This is a genomic window from Nocardia wallacei (assembly GCF_014466955.1).
Classification (GTDB): domain Bacteria; phylum Actinomycetota; class Actinomycetes; order Mycobacteriales; family Mycobacteriaceae; genus Nocardia; species Nocardia wallacei.
In genome coordinates, this window is record NZ_AP023396.1 from 5,736,858 (window position 1) to 5,756,531 (window position 19,674).

At 66.2% G+C, this 19,674-nt stretch carries 20 protein-coding genes; 10 read left to right on the forward strand and 10 right to left on the reverse strand.

Features of this window, described 5'->3' with window-relative positions:
- Positions 1-1,188 (reverse strand): NAD(P)/FAD-dependent oxidoreductase, encoded by a 1,188-nt coding sequence (locus NWFMUON74_RS25290; RefSeq protein ID WP_187684276.1) that lies wholly within the window; start codon positions 1,186-1,188, stop codon positions 1-3.
- A gap of 218 nt (positions 1,189-1,406) precedes the next feature.
- On the opposite strand from NWFMUON74_RS25290, the gene NWFMUON74_RS25295 reads away from it, so the two are divergent.
- Together NWFMUON74_RS25295 and NWFMUON74_RS25300 are read left to right on the forward strand one after the other, a co-directional pair.
- Positions 1,407-1,718, forward strand: coding sequence for a hypothetical protein (locus NWFMUON74_RS25295; protein ID WP_187684277.1), 312 nt, complete (start codon positions 1,407-1,409; stop codon positions 1,716-1,718).
- Positions 1,719-1,847: 129 nt separating this feature from the next.
- On the forward strand, positions 1,848-3,050 hold the full coding sequence (locus NWFMUON74_RS25300) for a glycoside hydrolase family 76 protein (RefSeq protein ID WP_187684278.1): 1,203 nt from the start codon (positions 1,848-1,850) through the stop codon (positions 3,048-3,050).
- Positions 3,051-3,448: 398 nt separating this feature from the next.
- On the opposite strand, the gene NWFMUON74_RS25305 is transcribed toward NWFMUON74_RS25300, so the two are convergent.
- Together NWFMUON74_RS25305 and NWFMUON74_RS25310 are read right to left on the reverse strand one after the other, a co-directional pair.
- Positions 3,449-4,369, reverse strand: a complete 921-nt coding sequence (locus NWFMUON74_RS25305; protein WP_187684279.1) for an SAM-dependent methyltransferase — start codon at positions 4,367-4,369, stop codon at positions 3,449-3,451.
- 11 nt (positions 4,370-4,380) lie between these two features.
- Positions 4,381-4,659 (reverse strand): hypothetical protein, encoded by a 279-nt coding sequence (locus NWFMUON74_RS25310; RefSeq protein WP_187684280.1) that lies wholly within the window; start codon positions 4,657-4,659, stop codon positions 4,381-4,383.
- Between the two features lie 177 nt (positions 4,660-4,836).
- On the opposite strand from NWFMUON74_RS25310, the gene NWFMUON74_RS25315 reads away from it, so the two are divergent.
- Positions 4,837-6,798 (forward strand): UvrD-helicase domain-containing protein, encoded by a 1,962-nt coding sequence (locus NWFMUON74_RS25315; RefSeq protein ID WP_187684281.1) that lies wholly within the window; start codon positions 4,837-4,839, stop codon positions 6,796-6,798.
- Between the two features lie 21 nt (positions 6,799-6,819).
- Here the strand turns inward: NWFMUON74_RS25315 and NWFMUON74_RS25320 are convergent, their stop codons facing one another.
- On the reverse strand, positions 6,820-7,710 hold the full coding sequence (locus NWFMUON74_RS25320; protein WP_187684282.1) for a LysR family transcriptional regulator: 891 nt from the start codon (positions 7,708-7,710) through the stop codon (positions 6,820-6,822).
- 79 nt (positions 7,711-7,789) lie between these two features.
- Between NWFMUON74_RS25320 and NWFMUON74_RS25325 the strand changes: the two genes are divergently transcribed.
- Genes NWFMUON74_RS25325 through NWFMUON74_RS25335 form a run of 3 tightly spaced genes read left to right on the forward strand, consistent with a single transcriptional unit; the run spans position 7,790 to position 10,499 of the window.
- Complete coding sequence (locus NWFMUON74_RS25325) at positions 7,790-8,713, forward strand: EamA family transporter (protein WP_187684283.1); 924 nt, start codon at positions 7,790-7,792, stop codon at positions 8,711-8,713.
- Entirely contained in the window at positions 8,710-9,576 is an 867-nt protein-coding gene (locus NWFMUON74_RS25330) for an NmrA/HSCARG family protein (protein WP_187684284.1), read from the forward strand. The genes NWFMUON74_RS25325 and NWFMUON74_RS25330 overlap by 4 nt, the downstream gene beginning before the upstream one ends.
- Positions 9,573-10,499 carry an SMP-30/gluconolactonase/LRE family protein gene (locus tag NWFMUON74_RS25335; RefSeq protein WP_187684285.1) on the forward strand — a complete coding sequence of 309 codons (927 nt, stop codon included), beginning with the start codon at positions 9,573-9,575 and terminating at the stop codon, positions 10,497-10,499. Before NWFMUON74_RS25330 ends, NWFMUON74_RS25335 begins: the two co-directional genes overlap by 4 nt.
- 349 nt (positions 10,500-10,848) lie before the next feature.
- Here NWFMUON74_RS25335 and NWFMUON74_RS25340 read toward each other — a convergent pair whose 3' ends face one another.
- On the reverse strand, positions 10,849-11,241 hold the full coding sequence (locus NWFMUON74_RS25340) for a nuclear transport factor 2-like protein (protein WP_187684286.1): 393 nt from the start codon (positions 11,239-11,241) through the stop codon (positions 10,849-10,851).
- A 36-nt stretch (positions 11,242-11,277) separates the two neighbouring features.
- Here NWFMUON74_RS25340 and NWFMUON74_RS25345 point away from each other — a divergent pair, with 36 nt between their 5' ends.
- From NWFMUON74_RS25345 to NWFMUON74_RS25360, 4 genes are all read left to right on the forward strand, one after another.
- The gene (locus tag NWFMUON74_RS25345) at positions 11,278-11,766 is read left to right on the forward strand and encodes a MarR family winged helix-turn-helix transcriptional regulator (protein ID WP_187684287.1); all 489 of its coding nucleotides are present in this window, start codon (positions 11,278-11,280) and stop codon (positions 11,764-11,766) included.
- Between the two features lie 34 nt (positions 11,767-11,800).
- Positions 11,801-12,316 carry a hypothetical protein gene (locus NWFMUON74_RS25350; protein ID WP_187684288.1) on the forward strand — a complete coding sequence of 172 codons (516 nt, stop codon included), beginning with the start codon at positions 11,801-11,803 and terminating at the stop codon, positions 12,314-12,316.
- A 319-nt stretch (positions 12,317-12,635) separates the two neighbouring features.
- Positions 12,636-13,385 carry a nucleotidyltransferase domain-containing protein gene (locus NWFMUON74_RS25355; RefSeq protein WP_187684289.1) on the forward strand — a complete coding sequence of 250 codons (750 nt, stop codon included), beginning with the start codon at positions 12,636-12,638 and terminating at the stop codon, positions 13,383-13,385.
- 439 nt (positions 13,386-13,824) lie between these two features.
- Complete coding sequence (locus NWFMUON74_RS25360) at positions 13,825-14,283, forward strand: hypothetical protein (RefSeq protein WP_187684290.1); 459 nt, start codon at positions 13,825-13,827, stop codon at positions 14,281-14,283.
- Between the two features lie 969 nt (positions 14,284-15,252).
- Here the strand turns inward: NWFMUON74_RS25360 and NWFMUON74_RS25365 are convergent.
- From NWFMUON74_RS25365 to NWFMUON74_RS25385, 5 genes are all read right to left on the reverse strand, one after another.
- Positions 15,253-16,158 carry a hypothetical protein gene (locus NWFMUON74_RS25365; RefSeq protein WP_187684291.1) on the reverse strand — a complete coding sequence of 302 codons (906 nt, stop codon included), beginning with the start codon at positions 16,156-16,158 and terminating at the stop codon, positions 15,253-15,255.
- Positions 16,122-17,921, reverse strand: coding sequence for a hypothetical protein (locus NWFMUON74_RS25370; RefSeq protein ID WP_187684292.1), 1,800 nt, complete (start codon positions 17,919-17,921; stop codon positions 16,122-16,124). Before NWFMUON74_RS25370 ends, NWFMUON74_RS25365 begins: the two co-directional genes overlap by 37 nt.
- 68 nt (positions 17,922-17,989) lie before the next feature.
- Positions 17,990-18,280: a hypothetical protein gene (locus NWFMUON74_RS25375; RefSeq protein ID WP_187684293.1), complete on the reverse strand. Its 291-nt coding sequence runs from the start codon at positions 18,278-18,280 to the stop codon at positions 17,990-17,992.
- Between the two features lie 110 nt (positions 18,281-18,390).
- On the reverse strand, positions 18,391-18,588 hold the full coding sequence (locus NWFMUON74_RS25380; protein ID WP_187684294.1) for a hypothetical protein: 198 nt from the start codon (positions 18,586-18,588) through the stop codon (positions 18,391-18,393).
- A gap of 102 nt (positions 18,589-18,690) precedes the next feature.
- Entirely contained in the window at positions 18,691-18,996 is a 306-nt protein-coding gene (locus NWFMUON74_RS25385; RefSeq protein WP_187684295.1) for a hypothetical protein, read from the reverse strand.
- Positions 18,997-19,674: the final 678 nt, after the last annotated feature.

Below are 19,674 nucleotides of genomic sequence, written 5' to 3' on the forward strand. Positions count from 1 at the left end.
CTAAGCGGCGACGGCCTTCGCCGACCGCTCCCGGGTGGTCGCCAGGCGGTGCTTGCGGCCGGGCATCCCGTAGGTCGGGCGGCTGATGCTCCAGGCGGCGGTCGAGAGGATCGCCGACTTGAAGCGGGCGGCCGGCCGGCCGAGCAGCGCCCAGGATTTCGATCGCGCGTCACCGTCGACCATCTGGAAGATCCCGTCCCGCCGCCCGAGGCTGATGTGGTTGCCGACGTAGGCCAGCGTGGTCGTCGAGACCTTGCGCCCCGTCAGATCCCCGATGATCGTCGCGGTCGCCTGCATGCCGGTGTATCCCGCCGAGGCGCACGACATCGGCAGTGGCCGCCCGTTCTCGCCGATCACGAACACGCTGTCACCGGCGACGTAGACGTCCGGATGCGACACCGACCGCATCCAGCGATCGACCGTGATCCGGCCGTCCGGCTCCACCGCGATCCCGCCCGCCGCGGCTATCGGATGGGCGGCGAACCCGGCCGCCCACACCGTCGCGTCGGCGGCATACACGGTGCCGTCCGCGACGACGACTCCGTGTTCGGTCACCCGCTCGACGGTGGCGTGCTCGTGCACCGCGATCCCGAACCGATCGAACGCGCGCAGCAGGTGACGACGGGCCCGCGGCCCCAGCCAACCGCCCAGTTCGCCGCTCGTCACGAGGCTGACCCGCAGGCCCGGCCGGGATTCCGCGATCTCGGTAGCGGCTTCGATCGCGGTCAGGTTGCCACCGACGACCAGCACTTTCCCGTTCTCTCCCAGCTCGTCCAGCCGAGCCCGCAGGCGCAGCGCGGCCGGTCGGCTCGCGACGTGGAAGGCGTGCGTGTCGACACCTGGAATCCCATGTTCGGCGGCGGTGCTGCCGAGCGCGTAGACCAGGCTGTCGTATTCCAGCCGCTCGACACCCGCGTCGTCGGCGACCACGACGGCCCGGCGGTCGGCGTCGACGGCGGTCACGCGCGCCACCCGCAACCGAATCCCGGTGCCCGCGAACACATCCGCCAGCGGCCGGTACGGCAGCTCCTGCCCCGCCGCGAGCTGATGCAACCGCAGCCGCTCGACGAAGTCGGGCTCGGCATTGACGACGGTGATCTCGAAGTCGTCGGAATGCAGCCGCCGCGCAAGATATCCCGCGACGTAAGCTCCGGCGTATCCGGCCCCGAGAACAATAATGCGATGCATGGTCCGCTCCTGTCTGTTGCGTGCACACCCTGAACGAGACAGCCTCCGGTTTCCTGACAAGCTGTCCCCTATGGCGTGCATCACGACGGGTGCCATGCCAGGATTCGGAGACCCATGCCATGTCGAAACCGACGCCCGTACCAGACCGAACGACGGCCCGCAGGCACGTACTCGCGCTGTTTCTCATGTTGATCGCGGGAGTGTTCGTGGGAGCGGTCGTGACGACCGTCATCGCGATCGCCCTGTTCATGCATCGCACCGAAACGGTTCACACGTACCCGGCATCGCCGCGCGGCGGTGGTTACGCCGCAGCGGTGAAACGCGTCCACAGCCCCATGGACCTCGACAGCTACGAGATCTGGCTCGGACCGTACCTCGACGACGACGTGCCGCGCGGTCACGTCGTGGCGATACCGCTGGCCTGGAGCACCGAGCCACATATCGAATGGACTCCCGACACGGTCGTCATGCGTTTCGAGCCCGGCGGCGAGATTCGCGTTCCCATGACGATGGTGCTGGACAATCGATAGCCCTGCCCCGCTCTGCCCTCGTCCCCGCTCTGCCCTCGCGCAGCGGTCGCCGCGTTCCGTGTCCGGAGTTAGCATGTGGCCGCAGGATTCGGCTCCGGTGATCGTTGGCGGTAAAGGAAGTCCGAGCGGATGGATCGCCGGAAGAAGGGGATCACCCGGCGCGGTTTTCTCGTAGCGGCGGGCGCGTCGGTCGCGCTGACCACCATGGCGCAGCCGACGCGGGCCGTGTCCATCACGCGGCAGGTGTCCGCCGCTCCGGTGCGGCCCGGAGAACGTGCGAATCTGGCGGAACAGGCGACGGTGCAGCGCCATGTGCGCGCGCTGTGGGGTCGGCCGCGAAGACAGCTCGGTATGCTCGTCTGGCCGGCGTCCCTGCTGGACCAGTCCTTCGCCCGCTGGTGCTACTGGTGGCAGGCCCACCTCCTCGACTGCGCCGTGGACGCCGCGCACCGCGACCGCACCCCCGAACGCCTCGATCGCGTCGTCGCCCTGGCGCAGGGCATCCGAACCCGCAATCTCACCGGCTGGACCAACCGCTACTACGACGACATGTCCTGGCTCGCACTGGCACTCGAACGCGCCGACCGCCTGCTCGGCCTCCGGTTCGGTGACGCCATCGGCGAGCTGCGCGCCGCCCTGCTCGACGGCTGGAACCCCGTCGGCGCGGTGCCCTGGCGTTCCGACGACGATTTCTACAACACTCCCGCGATCGGACCGGCGGGGATCTTCCTGGCTCGTTCGGGCGAATTATCCCGCGCTACAATGCTTTCCGAATTTCTGCACACACGCCTACGCGATCCCGGCAGCGGCCTGGTCCTCGACGGCGTCCATGAGCCCGGCGGCCGACTCGAACGCACCGTCCACACCTACTGCCAGGGCGTAGCCATCGGTCTGGTAACCGAATTGGCCACGCGCACAGGCGCATCGATCCACCACCACCGCGCGGGCGAACTCGTCGACGCGACCGGGAAGCACCTGACGAACGCCGGAGTGATCACCGCCGCCGCCGGTGACGACTCGGGCCTGTTCATGGGCATCCTCGCCCGCTACCTCGCCGAAACCGCACTCGCCCTGGGCAATACCACCGCCGCCGACATCGTCCACGCCTCCGCCCGAGCGGCCTGGAGGCATCGCGCCGAAGTCCAGGACCTGCCCTTCTTCGGCATGGACTGGACCCGTCCCGTCACCCTCCCCACCCACCCGGAAACCCGCCCCGGCCTCACCCACTCCCCCGCCGCCTCGTCGGCGAACCTCAGCCGCGACCTCTCCGTCCAGCTCAGCGGCTGGATGCTCCTGGAGGCCGACCACCGCCTCACCGCCGCGGGGCTGTGAGCCCGCGCCAGCGCCGCAGGCCCGAGCACCTCGGCAACGGGCAACACCGCCCCCAGCCGCTCCGCGACGACAACCTCCACCACCGAAACCCGCCCGCACACCTCCCGAACCACCTCCGCCACAACAACTTCGGGCCAGTGACAATCACGAATCCCCCACCCGCACAGCCCCGCCCCCACCCCGCAGGACACATCCTCGACCCCGGCGAAACCACCACACTCAGTCCACCGGGCGAAAACGAGACCTGAACTCCCGCAAGCTCCGCCCACAGCCCCGCGCGTGTGTCAGCACCGCATCAATCGTCATGAAAAATCCCCTCCCCGCAATGAGCATCGGTGACAATCTCGCACTGACATCCCTCTCACCCCACGTCGCACCCTCAGCTTCCTCGGCCGCGGTTACTGCGTAGTCCCCGCCCGCACCCCGCTGACGTAGACAACATCCCCCATCCGCAATTCGTCGTCGCCGATCGGTGCAAGTCCGTTGGCGGCGAACAGCGCTCGACAACCAACCGTGTTCAGCACCCAGCCTCGATCGACCAGGTACGGTGCCGCCTCGTTACGTTCACCGAAGTACCGCAGCCTCGCATGGTCGAGATCGAATCCCTGCGCACGCCAGCGTTCGGAGAGCCGACGCAGCCCTTCCTTCGTCTCGGCATCGTCACCCGGCCGCGGATTGGGCCGACTCTCGGTAGCCACCCGGCTCCCCGGCACGCTGAGTTCGGTGATGGTGTCCAGCAGCCGATCCTGCGCCGCGGGCGGCAGATAGCCCAGCAACCCTTCGGCGCTCCACGCCGTCCGACTCGCCGGATCGAATCCGGCGTCACACAAGGCGGCGGGCCAATCGTCGCGCAGATCGACCGCGACTACTCGCCGATCGGCAGTGGGCTCAGCACCCAGCTCGGCCAGCGCACGAGTCTTGAACTCGAGAACCTTCGGCTGATCGACCTCGTACACCACGACCCCATCCGGCCATGGCAGCCGATACGCCCGGGAATCCAGCCCCGAGCCCAGAATCACCATCTGCTCGATACCCGCCTCGACCGCCTCGAGAAAGAACTCGTCATAGAACCGGGTACGCACCTTGGCCCCATCGATCGCCACCTGCTCGACCGAATCCTCAGCCGCCACTTCGCCGCTCGCCAGCCGAGTCAGGAAGTCGATGCCGACCGCCCGAACGAGCGGCTCCGCGAACGGGTCATTGATACGCGCCGGATCCATCCGAGTCGCAATAGCCCGCACCGCCGCAGCCATGGTCGCGGTCGCACCGACACTGGATGCCGCGTCCCACGAGTCGCCATCATGTCTGATGAAAGTCATGTTCCTCCCGCTCAACTATTTCCGGTCGAAGGGTCCGTCCGCGCGAGCACGTCGAGGTAGTCGATGAATCGCGGCGTCGGCCGGATCGTGACGCCGTCCTCGCTGGAGCGAGTGATGGCGGCCAGATCCAGAGTTCCGTTCTGCCACCAGTACACCCACGAGTTGATCGGCCACGGGCACCGACATCCCCCTCCCGCAGCGACCGACCACACGATTCGACCGAACTGTCCGATCCCCTCGTCCTCGAGCGCGGCGATCCAGGTGTCGGGGTCGGCTGTACGCCGGGACAATCGCGGCAGTGTCCCCGATCCCTTCTGCGACGAAGTGCGTCGCCCTTCGATCCCCGCATCGAGTCCGAACCATCATCTCTCGAAACCACCGGCCCCTGAACGTGTTTCGTGCCTCGCACCCGGGATCATTTGATTATTCTCATAATTGAACATTGTTCGAAGGCTCGAGGGGGAAATATGCCTGACATCAACCGTGAGAGACGTCGTAGGTGGATCGAGCAGCGACTGGCCGCGGTCCCGAATCTGACCGCTGAGCAGCGCCGATTCCTCTCGATCCCCTTGATGGAGCGCCACTGGCACGTCCTGATCGACCGCACGACACCCCGGAATGACCGGCCACGGGCGTTCGCGGTCGGACCGACCGGGGTGTATGCCTTGGTGTTCACCGAACAGGTATCGGACCGAGAGTGGCTGCGCGGCATCCGAATCCGTGCCGAGGAGGTCTTCGCCGGTGTGGCGGCGGGGCGTAGCCACTATGTGCCGCACATGCTGGAGGTCATGCTGCTCATGCCGCGCGCGGTCCACGTCGCCGCGCACGATCCGTTCGTCTCGGTGGACGAATCCACGATGCGACACGCGTTGCGCAGCGGCGAGAATACCCTGTCGACCCGGTGGATCGGTCATATCGCCGCCACGGTCGCCGGACGAAGCGACCGCTTCGATTGGATCGATGCGGAAGCGGCACCGGCCGCCGAACCGGTTGTGTCCGAAGGGTTGTTGGATGTCACCGAATTGCGTGAAGACGAGCGCAGCAAGATGCTCGGCAGGCCGTTTCAGGAATGGATGACCTTCCTGGACCCCGACCAGATCGGCCTGGTGAACGTCAACTTCAACGGTCCCGCGCGCTTCAGCGGCCCTGCGGGCACCGGCAAATCGGTGGTCGCGCTACATCGAATGGCCCGCTTCGCCAAACTGAATCCCGGTCGACTGCTGTTCACCAGCTTCGTGAAAACCCTTCCCTCCTACCACGAGTCGGCGTTCCTACGGCTGGCTCCCCAGGCGACCGACCGTGCCGAGTTCATCGGCTTGCACGCATGGACGATGCGTTTCCTGAAACGTCGCGGCGTGACCTACCGCGTCGGCGACGACGAGGTGTACGAAGACGCGTTCGCCCGCGCCTGGAGCAAGGCGCGTCACGTGCTCGGCAGGATCAACGACACCGACTACCAGTATTGGAAGGACGAGGTCGGGCGTGTGATCAAGGGCCGTGGCCTGCGAACCGTGGAGCAATACCAGGCGGTCGGCCGGGCGGGTCGCGAGGGTGTCGCCCTGGGCCCGAACCAGCGGGCCGACGTGTGGACCTTGTTCTATGAGCCCTACCAGGCACGACTGGCCGAGCGCGGAATCGTCGACTTCAACGACGTCATCAGCCAGGCCGTAGCCGAGTTGCGCGATCGCCCCCTGGACGATTCCGAGGACTACGCGCTGGTCGTGGTCGACGAGGTGCAGGATTTCACCTTGCTCGAACTGACGTTGGTCCATCACATCGCCGGCGGCGGACCGGAAGCTCAACTACTTCTGGTCGGCGACGGGCAGCAACAGGTGTACGCCGGTGGCTGCAAACTCTCCGAGGCCGGCATCCCCCTTCCGGGTGGCCGTGGACGAGTATTGCGGACCAACTACCGCAACCGCGCAGCGGTGCTTCGATTCGCCCAGCGCGTCGAGGCCGGCAACACGGTCGACGACCTCGACGGCGGCCCCGGATTCGTGCTGCGAGACAGCGATGCCGTATTGCCCGGCGGCAACGCCGTGGAGAAGGTGGTGCGGCGAGCCGACATCGACGCAGAACTGGTACGCGCGATCCAGGAATCCGGCTTCGCCGATTCGGACGTCGCAGTGATCGTCGGCAACCGACGCGATGCCCTGCACTACCAACGGCTCCTCGAGGGAGCCGGTCTCCCGGTGTTACCACTGGACCGATACGACGGCAGCCAGCACGCCCGGATCAAGGTCGGCACCGTACACCGCGCGAAAGGCATGGATTTCGCCGCCGTCTTCCACATCACCGAGAAACAGCAGAAGCCGCTGACCGAACTCACCGGCGGCGCCCGCGACCGCGCCGAACTACTGACCCGGCAAGCCCTCGTCGCCATGAGCCGCCCCCGCGACTATCTGTGGGTGGCGTATTTGACGGACTGACCGCCCGCACGGCTGTCAGGCTCACGATTGCCGCCCCGTGCGGTGGGGGATGGCGAGGAGATCGAGAAACGCGGCGGCCGCGGGCGAGCATCCGGTTCGGCTCCAGATGCCGTACTCCACGCGAGCGGGCGCGTCGGAGACCTCGAGAGCGACGACGCCGGCGAGCTGAGGGGCATACGCGGAGGGGAGCATGGCCACCGCGAGTCCCGGCTGCACGAGCCGGGTGATGTAGTCGGCGGTGGTGACCTCGAAGGCGACATCGCGATCCAGTCCCGCGGCGGCGAAAGCCTGATCGGACTGGACGCGTCCGGCAGTGTCGGCCGGCAGGTCTACGAACACCTCCGCCGACAGCCGCCGCAGATCCACGGTCGACTCGCCGGCGAGCGGATGATCCGGCGCCACAATGGCGACCAGCCTGTCGCGCGCGAGTTCGCGGGCGGCCACACCGCGCGGGCGGCCGGTGGTCGGCAACCCGAGAAACGCGACGTCGAGAACACCGTGCTCGACCTGTTCGATGAGGTCGTCACTGGCGCCGACACGCAGGTCGATGCGGACGTGCGGATAACGCTCGCGAAAGTCACGCAGCGCACCGGGTATATCGACGGCCGCCACGGTCGGGATCAATCCGAGGGCCAAGCGCCCTCGCACCTGACCGATCGCCGCGGCGACCTCGGCGACCGCTCGCTCGGCGGCGTCGACGCTCTGGCGCGCCGAAGGCAGAAACGCGGCTCCCGCCGGAGTCAGCCGCACCCGGCGACTGGTCCGATCGAACAACCTCGCGCCGAGTTCCCGTTCCAGGCGGGCGATCTGGTGACTGAGAGCGGACTGCACGACCAGGCAGCGTTCGGCGGCCCGGGTGAAGTTGTTCGTCTCGGCAACGGCGAGGACGTAGCGCATCTGCTGCAGTTCCATACATCGATCGTGGATCGAGATCGTTGCGGTGACAAGCATGTGTTGGACTCATGAATAGTTTCCCAGCAGACTTCGAAGTATGAAAAGCCTTGCACTACAGGGTGTTTCCGGCGTTCCCCGCGTCGCATCGACGGCGCTCGCCCCTGCCGCGTGGGGGACGACCTACATCGTGACCACCGAACTGCTGCCGCCGGGCCATCCGCTGTTCGCGGCGCTGCTCCGGGCGCTGCCCGCGGGTCTGATCGTGCTGCTGTTCACCCGGGCCCTGCCGAAGGGCGTGTGGTGGGCGAAGGCCGCGGTGCTCGGAGTGTTGAACATCGGCCTGCTCAACGCGCTGTTGTTCATGGCGGCCGAACGTCTGCCCGGCGGCGTGGCCGCAACGCTGGCAGCCGCACAACCGCTGATCGTGGCCTTGCTGGCCGTCCCCGTGCTGCGCGAGCGCCTGACCGTCCGGCGGCTCGCCTGGGGAGTGACCGGGGTGATCGGCGTCGGACTGGTGGTGATCGGCCCGGACGCGACGTTGAATCCGATCGGAGTCGCGGCGGGTCTGGGCAGCGCGGCGTCGATGGCTCTCGGGCTGACCCTGACCAAGCGGTGGGGGCGGCCCGCCGACACCACGCCGACCGCCTTCGTGGGGTGGCAGCTCACCGCGGCGGGTGTATTTCTGCTGCCGGTCACCTACCTCGTCGAGGGCACACCTCCGGCGATCGACGCCCCGGCTGCCCTCGGGTACCTGTGGCTTGGCCTGGTCGGCGGTCTGGTCGCCTATGTGCTGTGGTTCCGTGGCATCGCCCTCCTGCCGGTGGCCTCCGTCGCGGTACTCGTACTGCTCTCGCCGCTGGTCGCGGCGGTTCTCGGTGCCGCGGTCCTGGGCGAGACACTCGGACTGGTCCAGCTGGCGGGGTTCGGGCTCGCGCTCGCCGCGATCGTCGCGGGGCAGCTGCCGACGCCGGGCCGCCTGCCGGTCGCGACGACGCCCGCACTGGAACGAGCCGTTCGATGACAGCGGACAGAGTCTTTCTGGTCCTCGGCGCGACGGGGAACCAGGGCGGCGCGGTCGCCCGCGCGCTGCTCGGCAACGGGCGGCGGGTCCGCGCTTTCGTCCGCGATCCGCATACCGCGGCGGCGGCCGAACTCGCGAGGCTGGGTGCGGAGCTTGTCACCGGAGATCTCGACCGGGCGCGGTCGCTGCGTGCAGCCGCCCGCCGTGTGCACGGAATATTCAGTGTGCAGGCCGTCGATCCGGCCGATCCGCGTCCGGAAACCGAAGTGCGGCAAGGCAAGAGCGTTATCGACGCCGCGGTCGCCGAGGGGGTGGGGCATGTGATTTACAGCTCGATCGCCGCATACCGTTCCGGCGTCCCACATTTCGACACCAAGACAGTCATCGAACAGTACCTCGACACCGCAGGGCTGCCCGCGACCGTAGTCCGGCCGGTGTTCTTCATGGAGAACTGGAGATACCTGCTGGCGAAACCGGACAACGGCGTCCGTGTCGGCACGGTGCCACTGGACCCGGACACGCGACTTCAGATGGTCGCCGCCACCGACATCGGGCGTATCGTCGCAGACGCGTTCGAGCGGCCGGGAGAGTACATCGGCGAGAAGCTCGAAATAGCCGGTGACGAACTGACGGTGCGGCAGATCGCCGCGGCGTGCACCGAAGCGGACGGTGTGCCCACCCGGGTAGAGCGCCCGGACCGCTTGCCTCCCGCGGTGGCGGACATGTTCGCGTGGTTGGACGAGCACGGCTACCGGACCGACATCACAGCACTCCGCCGTCGCTTCCCACAGCTGCTGACGTTCGAGACATGGTTGCGGACCGAGGCGCGGCCTGCCCCGGCTCGGACAGGAACCGCGTCGTGAAGGCCCGTTTCGTCGTCTCCATCGTTCTCGTCGTGCTCGGCGTGGGGATACCGGCGCCCGCGCCGACGGCAGCCGCGGATACCTTGCCGACCGTCATCGAGCTGCCCGCGGGTTTCCGGCCCGAAGGGATCGCGATCGGAAAGCTGCCCGAAGCATTCGTCGGTTCGATGGCCGACGGCAGCGTCTACCGTGTCGACCTGACCACGGGGCGCGGCGCGATCCTGAGCCGCGGGCCCGGCACACCCGCGCTCGGTCTCGGACTGGACGATCGCGGGCGGTTGTTCGTCGCCGGCGGTCCCGCGGGCGACGCTCGCATCGTGGACACCCGCACCGGCACCGTGCTGGCGACCTACCAACTCGGTACGCCCCCGGAGACATTCGTCAACGATGTCGCGTTCACCTCGACCGGCGCATGGTTCACCGACTCCCGCTCACCGGTGCTGTATCACCTGCCTCTCGACACCGACGGCACGCTACCCGCTCCCACGGCCGTGGAACGAATCCGACTGACGGGCGACATCGCTTACGCCCCAGACGAATTCAACGCCAACGGCATCGTGGCCGCCCCGGCGGGTACCGGGCTGATCATCGTACAGTCCGCGACCGGCCGACTGTTCCACGTCGACCCCGAGACCGGCACCACACACGGAATCGATCTCGGCTCCGAATCGGTACCCGACGGAGACGGCCTGCTCATCACCGGCGACACCCTCTACGTCGTCCAGAACCGATTCGACACCATCGCCGAAATCGCCCTCCACCGTGGCGGCCTCACCGGCACCCTGCTCCGGCGACTCACCGACCCACACCTCGAACAGCCCTCGACAATCGCCGCCCACGCCGGACGGTTCTATCTCCCGAACACCCGCTTCGCCACATCCCCGGCACCCACGACTCCCTACACCGTGGCCGTCCTCGACTGACTCAACGCTTTCCACACGCTCACAATCCTCGATGACTCGCTGACGGCGGCGGGCGAAGTCGGCCTGACGGGCGCGAATCATGGCGTCGACCATGGTTTGCGCGCTCCCGTCCGGGCGAATATCGGGGAGGGGTGGCCGGATCGGTGGCCTCCTCCGAGGGCATCATTCGGCTTGGCCCAGTCGTCGGCGGCGCTGGGGAGCCGTTCCCGGTTGCGCAGCAGATCTGCCGGGCAGGACTCCAAGTCCGGTAGGTAGGAGACGTCGGTGGAGAAGTGCGCGCGGCCGGCGCAGCGGAACCGGGCCGGGCCGAGCGCCAACCCGAGGCCGCACCTCGAATACGAGGCCGTTGTCAGGGTGGGTAGCAGTCGTAGCTTTCCTGCCGCAGGACCCGGCCGGTGTCGTCGTAGGTGAGAAACAGCGCCACCTCGGCGTGGAGGAGGCTGCCCGCGCGGTGGCCTGCGACGTGCTGTGCGAGGACGCCGGTCCATCGCAGTCGCACGGCGACACGGTGTGCCTGGCTGATCATGTCCCGGATGTCGTATCGCTGCGACGCGAACAGTCGCCTTCCGGCCAGAGATGCCTCGAGCAGCGCTGCCAGGTCGCGGGTCCGGCCCGCCGGGACGACGCGGCTGGGGTGTTCGATGTGGGTCGCCGCCGGATGGAAGAAGGGTCGCAGCTGGTCTCCCGCGACGCCGCCTTCGAGAGCGGCGAGCAGCGCACGGGCCTTGTCCTCGAAACCCATGTACACAACCATAGTTGTGCAACTATGGTTGTGTACATGGGTGAGGTGACTCTGGAGAACTTGGACATCGCGACCCTTGCGATGCTGACCGGTGAGGCTGCACGCGCTCGTATGACCGCACGGATCAGGGCGCTGGGGTTTTCGGGTATCCGCTCCGCGCACGGGTACGTTTTCCAGCACCTGATCGACCGCGCTCCGACGGTCGGAGAACTCGCCGAGCAGCTCGGCGTGACTCAGCAGAGAGCATCGAAACTGGTCAGTGAACTCGAATCCCTCGGTTACGTCCGCCGCCACGGTGATCCGGCCGATTCGCGGGTCCGCCGCATCGCGCTCACCGAGCGCGGTACCGACTGCGTCGCGGCCGCACGCCGGCTCCGCGCGCAATGGCACGCGGCGCTGGCCCGGCGGCTCGGGACGAGCGCGATGACCGCGCTCACCACCGGTCTGGCCGCATTCGCCGACCAGCTCGGCATCGAGGAGCCGGTGCGTGAGCGGCGGGTGGCGCTGCCACCACACGAACGGTGACGCCGTTACCGGCAGGCACAGCAGGAGCGGGGCGATGACGCGATTCGGCTTGGGACGCAACGGCGCATGGTCGGCGCTGGCCGCAGGCGTCGCCACGCTCGGTGTCCTCGAGACCGCTGTGCTGCATTTTCTCGCGCGCGCGTATCTGCCCGCAGCGGCCGCGGTCACGGTCGACACGGTCGCGGTGGCCGTCACGCTGCTGGCGATCCTCGCCTTCGCTTCACCCCTGTGGGGATCGTTTCGCCTGGACTCCACCGCATTGCGGCTGCGTTTCGGCTGGCTCGCCTCGGTCCGTATCCCGCTGCCGGACATCGATACGATCCGCCCTGCCACAGCCGGCCTGCGTCACCCGGTCACGCTCGGCCTCGATTACGACCAGCGATCCGGGCTGCTGAGCGTGGTGCGCTCCCCGTCGTCCCCGCTCGTACGCATCGAGTTGACGACTCCGATCCGCGCCCGCACCCAAGGCTGGAAACATGTCCGAGTGCGCACCGTTCTCGCCACCATCGACGACCCGGACCTGTTGCGGCAGTGCGTGTCCGGCGCCTGATAGCCCGGCTCGTTTCACTGCTGGGCGGTGCTATTCGCCAGCTGCGCTATCCGCTGTCAGATCACAGCGCTGATGCGGAACGAGCCGGCGCTGGGTCGTGTCCCGCACCGTCTCCTTGCGGCCGAGATGGCGTCTGCACCAGGGGAACACCCTGGCCACCGTGGTGGCCGGACACGCGCTGGCACGGCGGCGCTGGCCGCTGGGGTACGATCAAGATCATGGCGTGACGTCGAATTCGACCACATCCGGTGAGCTACGGCACCGTTCGAGCCAACCCGCTCCGGTGCTGCTCTGTCGACTATCCGCCATGGAGAATGTCATGACCGACGAACAATTCTGCGACATGGTCGCCGCACACCTGGCCGCCCTGCCCACCGTGGAAGCGGTCACACTCGGCGGCTCCCGCGCCATCGGCACCCACACCCCCGACAGCGACTGGGATTTCGCCATCTACTACCGTGGCCGCTTCTCTCCTGACCGACTGCGTGAGATCGGTTGGCCCGGAACGGTTTCCGAGATCGGCGCATGGGGTGGTGGGGTGTTCAACGGCGGTGCCTGGCTCACCATCGACGGCCGGGCCGCCGACATCCACTATCGCGATCTCGACGTCGTCGAACACGAAATCGCCGAGGCACGCCGAGGCCGGTTCCATTGGGAGCCACTGATGTTCCACCTGGCCGGGATTCCCAGCTATCTGCTGATCGCGGAACTGGCCCTCAACAAAGTCTTGCACGGACAACTCCCACGACCGCAGTATCCCCAAGCCCTGCGCATCGCCGCACCGCCGATCTGGCGCGACAAAGCAGAACTGACACTGCGCTATGCCCGCACCGCCTACGCCGCGCGCGGCCAGGTCACCGAATTCGCGGGCGCACTCGCCACCGCGGGCATGCAGACCGCGCACGCTGTACTCGCCGCACGTGGCGAATGGGTCACCAACGAGAAACGGCTCCTACACCGAGCGGGGCTACGCGAACTCGACGACATCATCGCCGGACTCCGTCCCGAACGAGCGACCCTCGACCAGGCGCTCTCCCGCACGCAAATTCTGCTGCGCTCAGCGGAATAGCAGCGACCTCTCCGTGTCAGGTGTGCGCTGCCGTTCGAACGCCGGTGAGCGTTCAGCGGTGCGAGGATCCCACCGAAATCCCAGGCGATGAACTGGCGAGCGACCCGGCCGCCTCACCCACGGGGTTCCGCCGGGAGCGGCGAGTGTTCGATTCCGCAGATCCGCTTGCCAGGTCGTAAGTACGGAAGGTCGCTACAGCCTGCGCAATCCGCAAGAGCTTGCTGGGACCGTTTGCGCCCCAGGCGCATCGAAGAGTGGTGAAGGAGATGCCTTCAAGCTGGGGAGCCCCTATATCTTCGAAATCTTCGAAGGAACCGGGAGGAGTAAGGACGAGGCCACAATAGACGCATGGAATAAGGCCCAAACCGCAGTGCCCCAACGCAAATGGTGAAGCGCTGGCGTCGTGGTCACGCAGAAACGCTCACAGGAAGGAACCTGCGTGGAGGACGATGAGCGTCGAGTGTGGGAACTCGCAGTGGAGTTGGGGCTACCCGACGCCACCGGGGTCGGTGCCCTCGACGGGGAGGGGATCCATCCGATTGCACTGCTGCTCGAAGAGAGTGCCCATCGGATCCGTGGAATCAACCGCATCCCCTGCTTTACCGCATTCGGTCCCGTCGTGGAACTCGACGAGTTCGCTCAACGAGCATGGGGGGAATCGTACGACCCGGCACGTATTCCCGTCGAATGCCGCCTCAGCGTCTACGTGACTGATACCGAACTGGACGAACTGGCGCGGGCAGTCACGGATGATCTCGGCCTGGACCATGACGGCAATTCGACAACGGTAGGCCGGAAGGTCGCAGTGAGTCTGAGGCCGATCTCGTTGGAGTTGCACGAAAACCGCTTCTACCAGCACCTCGTCGATCAGTACGAAAACCGCCCTGGCGCAGACTGATACAGCCGCCAATTCGATCGGAACTCTGACGGTGCGGTCATCCGTCGGTACGCAGCAATCGTGACAGGCTCTCCCCCGCACGTGCAGCCGACCTGAGGTCGTGCCGACGCTGGACCAGCTTGACCGGTCCAGCAAGACGGCCGCAGCTGCGCGACCCGCTCGCAGAGCAGGTCATTATTCGGATAGCGTTTCTCTCATGAGCAGGCGTCAATCGGCGTGGTCGTGGAGGCTGAGCACCCATGGTTGATTCGTCCCTCATCGAGCAACTCACCACGTTGGAGGACTGACAACGCTGGCACTGACCGCCAACAGTGCAGCCGCGCAAGCAAATTCGGGGACCTTCGGCCCTATACCGAGACAGTTCCGGCCGAAAGGATCTTCTAATGCTGAAGTACGTCGTCGGCGCAATCGCCGCCATGGTCCTACTCCTCGGCTTCGGCCCCACAACGGCAACAGCGCAGCCTGTCCCGTCGTCCTCACGCAGACCGCGACGGAGGTATCCATGCCTCCGGGAGACACCGTGGAGGTGCGGACCGGCCTAGGGCCGGGATCGGAGCCGTCCTCGGCGGGCTCGCGGGTCTACCCTTCTTCGTCCTCGGAGCAGTCCCCGGCGCGGTAATCGGAGCGTTGATCGGCGCTGGCATCGGGGCGGCGTCCTGGTACATCGCAAACGCATATGTCGGCGGCTGACGACATGGATGGACTATGAAGTCCTTTATCGAAGTACGGACTGAGCTCAGCCCGAGTCGCCGAGACGCCCCTACGGCGCAACTTAATCTCCACCATCGCCCACGAACGGCGGTCCAACAGCGCGAGTACTGGAGCACGACTTTGGCTGGATCCGTCGCGGCAGCGGGCCCGCTCCGGCCACCCTCACTACGGGAACCACGATCTCGCGCCTCTCCACGCACGACGGCGGACATGAAGTTGCACGATCTGAATTCCATTCAGCCTGGGGCGGTTTCGTGGTCAACCAGTCAGGTCACCTCGCCGCATTCGCTCAATCACGGCATCCGACGTCAGTTCATCCCGGGCTTCCGGGTGTTGCCAGTAGAAGTGGATCAGGTGGTAGACGAGCGCCGAGTCGATATCGAACTCCAGGGTGTAGATCTCGAGCACCCCTGCGCTCTTGCGTTTCCGCGCCCACCGATCCGGCTTGTCGATGGTTATCGAGTTCGGTCGTGCGGGCAGTCTGATCGTTGCGAATCGAGGTTGCGGCACGGCAGCCACCTCGATGACATTCTTCCATTCGACGATCTGCCGCATGTGGCCGTCGCCGAGTTCGATTCCGGACGGGGTCAGTATGATTCGTTTACCGTTCTTGGCCGCAGTGAGCGTCCTGGCGAGCAGCCAGACGAACAGTGCGGAGGCCAACAGCAACGCCAATGCGCCCAGATAGCCGCGAACGGCCTGTCCCGATGTCGAATAGTCCTCGAACAGGCGGATCACGACCTGAGGGATCGCGAACACTAGTCCCGCGACCAACCACGCCGTGGTGATCAGCGGAAACCAGCGCCATGCCGGCACGATGAGACCGGTATCGCCGGTCCTGGATTGTCCCGTCAGTGCGGCGGAGGTTCGGCGTGTGCGAACGATGCGGACGGGAATCAGGGCGGTGGCCACCAGAAACAACGTGGCGGCGATGCCGAAGAGTGCCTGTTGTCCGTTACCGCTCACGATCGCGGCGAGCGTCATCACCAGAGCGATCAGCGTGAACAGGATGAGGATAGGGAGCGTTGCGAAAACTATGACCCGGCGGCGACTTTCCGGTCCGAAACCGTCTGGCCACGGAAGTGGCGATGACTGATCGATGCGGGACTCGCCTGGGGGCATTGTCATCACTTCACTGCCTTCACGATGTTCTCTCCTGCCCATCCGCCGACACCACTACCTACGAAACCGCCGATGATCGCGCCGCCGATGGCGCCAGGCGGTCCGAGCCACGCCCCTCCGGCTGCACCTGTAGCCGCACCCAGGCCAATACTCCCGAGAGCCGATCCGGCACCAGAGCCGACTGCTTCCCAGCCGTCCTTGCCGTGTTGCCAGTCGTCGTAGGACTGGTACGCGGAGAAGCCGATCGAGGCCAGCGGGCCACCGACTTTGCCCGCCCTCGACAGCATGTCGGTCTGCGACCCGAGCCGGGCGGCGTCGTCACCCAGTTCCATGGCGTGGGCTGCCTGCTGTCCGGCGTGTCCGCTACCAGGGTTCTGCAGGGCCATGCCCCCGAGGTTTCGCGATTGTTGGGCCAACAGCCCTGCCTCGTGGGCAAGGGATTTGCCGCCCTGGACTGCTCCCTCGGCGGTGCCGCTCGCTGCCGCGTCACCCGCGGTCGCGAACGGATGTTTGCCGGTTCCGTCGATGGTGGAGGACACGGGGTTGTTCCCCGCTACTGCTTCAGACCAAGATCGCACCATGTCCCAGGGGCCAGCGGCCGGTTTTCCCGGTTCCGGAGGCTTGGTTTGCAGGACCGAACCATCGGAAAAATTGACCAGAGTCGAGCCGTCGGGCTGTTGGGTCAGGTGACCCCATTTCCCTTCGCCGAATTGCATATTCACCGAACCGTCCGGGCCGATGAATCCCTTGTATCCGGCACTGTTGGACACGCCGACAAGTTGTTCCTGGCCATCGGCGCCGATCACGTTCGAGTAGGTCACCGTCGCGCCGTTCGGTGCGGTCCACGAACGGTTTACCTGATCACCGTTCTTTGCCTCGGTGATGACGCCGCGGCTGTCGGGCAGCTGGGTCGAAGTCGACACCAGGCTGCGGCCATTGGGACCCACAGTGTAAGTCTCGGTCACACCGGGCGACTTCGGGACCTGTTCCAGCTTCGTGGTGGACCCGTCCGGATGCGTCACCACGGTGTCGATGACACCGGAGCCATCCGACCGGGGCGTGGCGACCGACGCGGTGATCGTCCCGTCCGGGTTCCGGGTAGTCGTGTGCACTGTCCCGTCGGGGTCGGTGATCGATTCGATGAAATTCGGCGGGCCGCCGTTCTCGGGCGGCTTCAATGTAATCGTCTTGCCGTCGGCAGTGGTGACTTCGACCGGGCGGCCTTCCTCCAAGGCTTGGATCGCACCGGTCGGTGTGAATCCGGGGGGCGCAATGAGGCCCTGACCGGGATTCAAGGCGCGCAGGGTCTTCGACGGAGCTTCCTGGACAACCAGAGTGTTGAGTTCGGACTTGGCGGTAGCCAGCTTCGCCCGCACGCCATCAGCGACGCCGGCGGCGTGCCGCAGCGCGCCCAGCATGTCAAGAGTGTGCCGTCCGGCCTCGGTCGTCACCGCGAGCACGGCAGCCTGGACATCACCGCGGTCACCGCCCGCTTGTTCGAGTTGCCGCACCTTCTCCCGCGCGGTCACGATGCCGGTGTCGCCGACTTCGAATCCCGCGCCGACGTACCCGTTGCGCTTGTTGATTACGAAGTTTTTCGCATCCTGCAGCTCGGTCTGGCTCACGGACAACGCGTCCTTGATGGTGCTGATCTTGCCGGAGATGTGGCTACCGGCCGTCTTCTCATTCACCACCCGACGGGCCGCCGCGTCGGCGCCGGCACCCTTCCACGACTCGGCCAGATCGTCCTGCTCGATCAACATCGACCGCAGCTTCTCGTCGAGCTTGGTCACCAGCGTGCCCAATGCAGTTGCACCTGTACCGAGAGTGTCCGGCTTCCAGCCCTCGACGTCAGGTACTCGCAGCGGACCGGTCATTGCAGGCCCCGCATCGCTTGCAGACGACCTGCGAAGTCCTGGTCCTGAATCTCGTACTTGTCACCGGCACCGCGGGCGATCTCCGACATCTCCGCCGGTCGCGATGCGAAACTGACCAACGCGCCCTTGATCGCGTCGCACACCTCCGTCAGAGCGCCCTCCACGGTGGTGCCGGGAAACGAGCCGTCCGCGCCCATGGTGACACCGTCGGCCAGGCTCTCGATCTCCCCTGATAACCCGTCCAGCCATTTCGACCATGTACGCAGTGCGTCCGGATCAACCTGCACGTGCTCCCCCTCCTCACCGACAGCCGTAGCCCCAGGCCCTGGAATCAGGGACTGATGATACAGCCGGTATGGAGGTGAGACCGATCATACTGCGGCCCGGACCACGACAACTATCGCATGGCAACCATCAGGGTGTGGTTCGCCGTCACAGCTGTCTCGTGGCCGCGCAAGTGCTCGATGCTCGGAACGGCGGCGGTGTCGTACGGTGCGACCGCGGCGGGCAACTCGGCGATGCACATGTCCGCACGGAACTCGACCAGTTCACCCGCGACGATCTCAAAACCGGCATCGCCGCCCGGACCGACCATGGCGGACCAGGGACTCCCGCCGCCGTACGCTCAACGCGCTACGCGCCATGAGTGAAATGACCGGTACGGCAGTCGGTTTCGAATCTTCGGCCATTGGTTGCCCTACGGGATGCGCCCGGAGTCCGGCTTGATATGCCGGGCCTTCACGAGGACCTGATAGGTGACGCGCTTCCGTGGACAGTCCTCGCGGTTATACGCCAGGTGCTGCTGCATGATCCGGTGGGCTGCCGCGACCGTCACCGGGTACTCCGGCACCTCGTGTGTCCACCCCACGGCCCATAGAACTTGTGTCGACGCCTCGCTGTCGTGCCGCTCGTACTCGCGTTCAGCGCGAAGCAGCGGGTACACCACTCCCCCAGTGACCACAAGCAGCGCCGCGATCACCAACCAAAGCGCCCCGAGGTTCATACCTGCCCATCTGACAGGGAAGTATCGTCCAGCGGGCGAAACTCATACGGGGGCAGGCAGTTTCGACATCAACGATGCACATCAGCGCGTGCAGCTGGATCGTATCGAGATGGGTCGGCGACGGTACGATCACGGCGTCGACGTCAGCGTCACGCACCTGGTCGACAAGCGGAAGCACGGACGGTCCAGGCCAGCCACAGGCGATAGCCGAGTTGGCGTGCCAGCCTGCGGATTCTGGCGTTCTCCAACTCCGACCATGCGCTGACCGAAATGTCTACCCAGGAAGCCCTGCCCGGGGCGGGTGACGAGTGGGCGCAGAGGGGTTCGAACCCCCGACCGCTGGTGTGTAAAACCAGTATGTCCGTCAACATCTGAATAGCTTTGCTTCCTGCGTCTTTGGCGCGAACCGAACGTGCACTACAAGGCGGTTTCTGAACACAGGACGTGGACACGAAAGAACATTGAATCCCATCAATGGACACGTGTCTGCCCCATGTTTTGCCCCACACAAAGCCCTCGGTGCCCCATGTGCTTCCAAGACCAGATAGCCCGAGGGCGATTGGAGGTGCTGCGGAAGCCCACCACCGACGGATTATGAGTCCATTGCCTCAGAACACTGCCCTGACCTGCGTATATACTGCTCACAGGCGAGCAAAGTCGTAAAATCTAGAGCTGTTG

Coding starts and splice junctions, on each gene's coding strand:
- NWFMUON74_RS25315 (WP_187684281.1), top strand. CDS start 4,837: ATGCCTGACATCAACCGTGAGAGACGTCGTAGGTGGATCGAGCAGCGA.
- NWFMUON74_RS25355 (WP_187684289.1), top strand. CDS start 12,636: ATGACCGACGAACAATTCTGCGACATGGTCGCCGCACACCTGGCCGCC.
- NWFMUON74_RS25330 (WP_187684284.1), top strand. CDS start 8,710: ATGACAGCGGACAGAGTCTTTCTGGTCCTCGGCGCGACGGGGAACCAG.
- NWFMUON74_RS25305 (WP_187684279.1), bottom strand. CDS start 4,369: ATGACTTTCATCAGACATGATGGCGACTCGTGGGACGCGGCATCCAGT.
- NWFMUON74_RS25345 (WP_187684287.1), top strand. CDS start 11,278: ATGGGTGAGGTGACTCTGGAGAACTTGGACATCGCGACCCTTGCGATG.
- NWFMUON74_RS25380 (WP_187684294.1), bottom strand. CDS start 18,588: ATGGTCGGTCCGGGCGGCGATGCCGGTTTTGAGATCGTCGCGGGTGAA.
- NWFMUON74_RS25320 (WP_187684282.1), bottom strand. CDS start 7,710: ATGGAACTGCAGCAGATGCGCTACGTCCTCGCCGTTGCCGAGACGAAC.
- NWFMUON74_RS25300 (WP_187684278.1), top strand. CDS start 1,848: ATGGATCGCCGGAAGAAGGGGATCACCCGGCGCGGTTTTCTCGTAGCG.
- NWFMUON74_RS25365 (WP_187684291.1), bottom strand. CDS start 16,158: ATGGGCAGGAGAGAACATCGTGAAGGCAGTGAAGTGATGACAATGCCC.
- NWFMUON74_RS25325 (WP_187684283.1), top strand. CDS start 7,790: ATGAAAAGCCTTGCACTACAGGGTGTTTCCGGCGTTCCCCGCGTCGCA.
- NWFMUON74_RS25340 (WP_187684286.1), bottom strand. CDS start 11,241: ATGGGTTTCGAGGACAAGGCCCGTGCGCTGCTCGCCGCTCTCGAAGGC.
- NWFMUON74_RS25385 (WP_187684295.1), bottom strand. CDS start 18,996: ATGAACCTCGGGGCGCTTTGGTTGGTGATCGCGGCGCTGCTTGTGGTC.
- NWFMUON74_RS25290 (WP_187684276.1), bottom strand. CDS start 1,188: ATGCATCGCATTATTGTTCTCGGGGCCGGATACGCCGGAGCTTACGTC.
- NWFMUON74_RS25350 (WP_187684288.1), top strand. CDS start 11,801: ATGACGCGATTCGGCTTGGGACGCAACGGCGCATGGTCGGCGCTGGCC.